Below are 3,114 nucleotides of genomic sequence, written 5' to 3'. Positions count from 1 at the left end.
TGCCCACCACGGTCCCCACGATGCCGGCGAGCTGCGAGCACGACTGCGTGCGCGACCTCGGCGTCACGACCGGTCTGCGCAGCGCCCGCATCTCCTACACGACGAACCCGGCGACCACGGCCGTCCTGGAGGTGCGGAAGTTCTGGGGCACCGGTGGCGGGACGGCGACCGCCACCACCCCGGCCACCGCGCGCACCCTGACGGTGGGCGGCCTCGACCCGGCCACGACCTACCAGTGGTTCCTCACGGCCACCGATGCGGCCGGGAGGTCGTGGGTGGAGAGCGGCTACCTCACCACGCGCTCCAAGAAGGTCCGGGTCGTGCTGGACGAGGTGAGGATCACCGACGACAGCGACGGCAGCGGCGCGGGCGAGATCTCCGCCCACGCGAAGATCGACGGGGTGGAGAGGGCGCGCGTCCTCGCGAACCGCTCGCTCTCCGACGGGCAGTCCGCCTCCCTGGGCGGCTTCGCGGTGGAGAACCTCGACAACGCCACGAACGGCAGCGCCGGCGTGTCCGTCCAGCTCGTCGACGACGACTGCGACGTGTTCTGCTCCGGGGTGCGCCAGCGGCCGCCGTTCACCGGCCCGATGTGGCCCATCGGCCAGATCTCCAACGACGACTACGACCTGTGGACCCTCACCTTCACAGCCGCCGCACCGGACGTGGCCGGCACCCACCACGGCCAGGCGAGCACCGGGTACGGCGCCTACGTCGGGTTCACCGTGAAGTACCACACCGAGGTGACGATCTCCTGAGCCGTCACCCCGCGCCGGCCCGCGGTCCGCGCGGGCCGGCGCGCCTCAGAGCTTGGTGACCGGGGCGTAGCGCAGCAGCAGGCGCTTGGTGCCCTCGGTGCGGAAGTCCACGTGCGCCACCGCCTTGTCCCCCTCGCCCTCCACCCGCACCACGGTGCCCATCCCGAAGGTGTCGTGGGTGACGCGGTCGCCGGCCTGCAGGCTGACGACCGCCCTGCCGCCGGTGGGGCGGGGGGCGGGGCCGAGCCGGGCCACCGCGGGGGCGGCGGTGCTGCGGACCACCGGCGCCTGGGTGCGCCGCCAGTCCACGAGGTGCTCGGGCACCTCGTCGAGGAACCGGCTGGCGGGGTTCTGCTGCGGGGCCCCCCACGCGCTGCGCACCGCGGCGCGGGTGATGTAGAGCCGCTGCCTGGCCCGGGTGAGGCCCACGTAGGCCAGGCGGCGCTCCTCGGCGAGCTGTTCGGGGTCCGACAGCGAGCGCAGGTGCGGGAAGACGCCGTCCTCCATGCCGGTGAGGAACACCACGGGGAACTCCAGCCCCTTGGCGGTGTGCAGGGTCATCAGCGTGACGACGCCCTGCTCGGCCTCCTCCGGGGTGGGGATCTGGTCGGAGTCGGCGACGAGGGAGACCTCCTCCAGGAAGTCCGCCAGCGTGCCGGAGGGGTTGGCGCCGGTGAACTCCTGCGCCACCGCGACGAGCTCGGCGAGGTTCTCCACCCGCGACTCGTCCTGCGGGTCGGAGCTGGCGCGCAGCTCGGCGAGGTAGCCGGTCTGCTCCAGCACCGCCTCCAGCACCTGCGCCGGGGGCGTGCCGGCGTCGACGAGGGTGCGCAGGTCGGAGATCGTCTGCGCGAAGCCCCGCACCGCGGTGAGGGAGCGCGTCGCGATGCCCGGCGCCTCCCCCGCCCGCTCCAGCGCCGCCCCGAACGAGATCCGCTCCCGCTCCGCCAGCGCCGCCACGCACGCCTCGGCGCGGTCCCCGATGCCGCGCTTGGGCACGTTGAGGATGCGGCGCAGGTTCACGGTGTCGTCGGGGTTGGCCAGCACCCGCAGGTAGGCCATCGCGTCCTTGACCTCGCGCCGCTCGTAGAAGCGGGTGCCACCGACGATCTTGTAGGGCAGGCCGGTGCGGACGAGCACCTCCTCCAGCGCCCGCGACTGCGCGTTCGTCCGGTAGAAGACGGCGACGTCGCCGTAGCGGACGCCGGCGGTGTCGTGCAGCCGGTCGACCTCCTCGGCGACGAACGAGGCCTCGTCGTGCTCGTCGTCGCCGACGTAGCCGACGATCCGCTCACCCTCCCCCGAGGCCGTCCAGAGGTTCTTCGCGCGCCGGTCGGGGTTCTGCCGGATGACCTCGTTGGCGGCGGTGAGGATCGTCTGGGTGGAGCGGTAGTTCTGCTCCAGCAGCACGGTGCGCGCGTCGGGGTAGTCCTGCTCGAACTCGGCGATGTTGCGGATGGTCGCGCCGCGGAAGGCGTAGATCGACTGGTCGGCGTCACCGACGACGGTGAGCTCGGCCGGCGGGACGCCGATGCGGGTGTCCTCCCGCACGACGGTGCCGTCGGCGGCGGTGCGCCCCGAGCGCGCGGCGGCCTCGGAGACGGAGCCGCCGACGAGCTCGCGGACGAGGACGTACTGGGCGTGGTTGGTGTCCTGGTACTCGTCGACGAGGACGTGGCGGAAGCGGCGGCGGTAGTGCTCGGCGACGTCGGGGAAGGCCTGCAGCATGGCGACGGTCGTCATGATGAGGTCGTCGAAGTCCAGGGCGTGCGCCTCGCGCAGCCGCTGCTGGTAGAGGGCGTAGGCGGCGGCGAGGGTGCGCTCGGTGGCGTTGCCGTCCTCCGAGGCCGCCCGTGCGGCGTACGCCTCGGGGTCGACGAGCTCGTTCTTGAGGTTGGACACCATCGCGGAGAAGGCGCGCGGCGGGTAGCGCTTGGGGTCCAGGTCGAGGTCGCGGCCGACGAGGGCCATCAGCCGCTGGCTGTCGGCGGCGTCGTAGATGGAGAACGTCGGGCGCAGCCCGACGGTGCGCGCCTCCCGGCGCAGGATGCGCACGCAGGCGGAGTGGAACGTCGAGACCCACATGCCGTTCGCGCCGTAGCCGACGACGTCACCGACGAGGGCCGCGACCCGCTCGCGCATCTCGGCGGCGGCCTTGTTGGTGAAGGTGATCGCCAGGATCTGCCCCGGCTGCACCCCGCGGGCGCTGATGAGGTGCGCGATGCGGTGGGTGAGCACCCGCGTCTTGCCCGAGCCGGCGCCGGCGACGATGAGCAGCGGGGAGCCGGCGTGCACGACCGCCCCGGCCACCCCCACGGCCCCGGCCACCCCCGGGGAGGCGACCACCCCGGGCGCG

General features: G+C 73.5%; 1 protein-coding gene and 1 pseudogene. One reads left to right on the top strand and one right to left on the bottom strand.

Features of this window, described 5'->3' with window-relative positions:
• Positions 1-758, top strand: a pseudogene (locus ABEB16_RS08180) (hypothetical protein); the annotation flags it as partial.
• 45 nt (positions 759-803) lie between these two features.
• Here the strand turns inward: ABEB16_RS08180 and pcrA are convergent.
• The gene (gene pcrA / locus ABEB16_RS08175; protein ID WP_425560139.1) at positions 804-3,104 is read right to left on the bottom strand and encodes a DNA helicase PcrA; all 2,301 of its coding nucleotides are present in this window, start codon (positions 3,102-3,104) and stop codon (positions 804-806) included.
• Between the last annotated feature and the right edge of the window lie 10 nt (positions 3,105-3,114).

Source organism: Kineococcus glutinatus, assembly GCF_039542765.1.
In the GTDB taxonomy this organism is placed as follows: Bacteria; Actinomycetota; Actinomycetes; order Actinomycetales; family Kineococcaceae; genus Kineococcus_A; species Kineococcus_A glutinatus.
The sequence above is the reverse complement of the archived record's forward strand: the minus strand, read 5'-3'. Positions and strand labels throughout refer to the sequence as shown.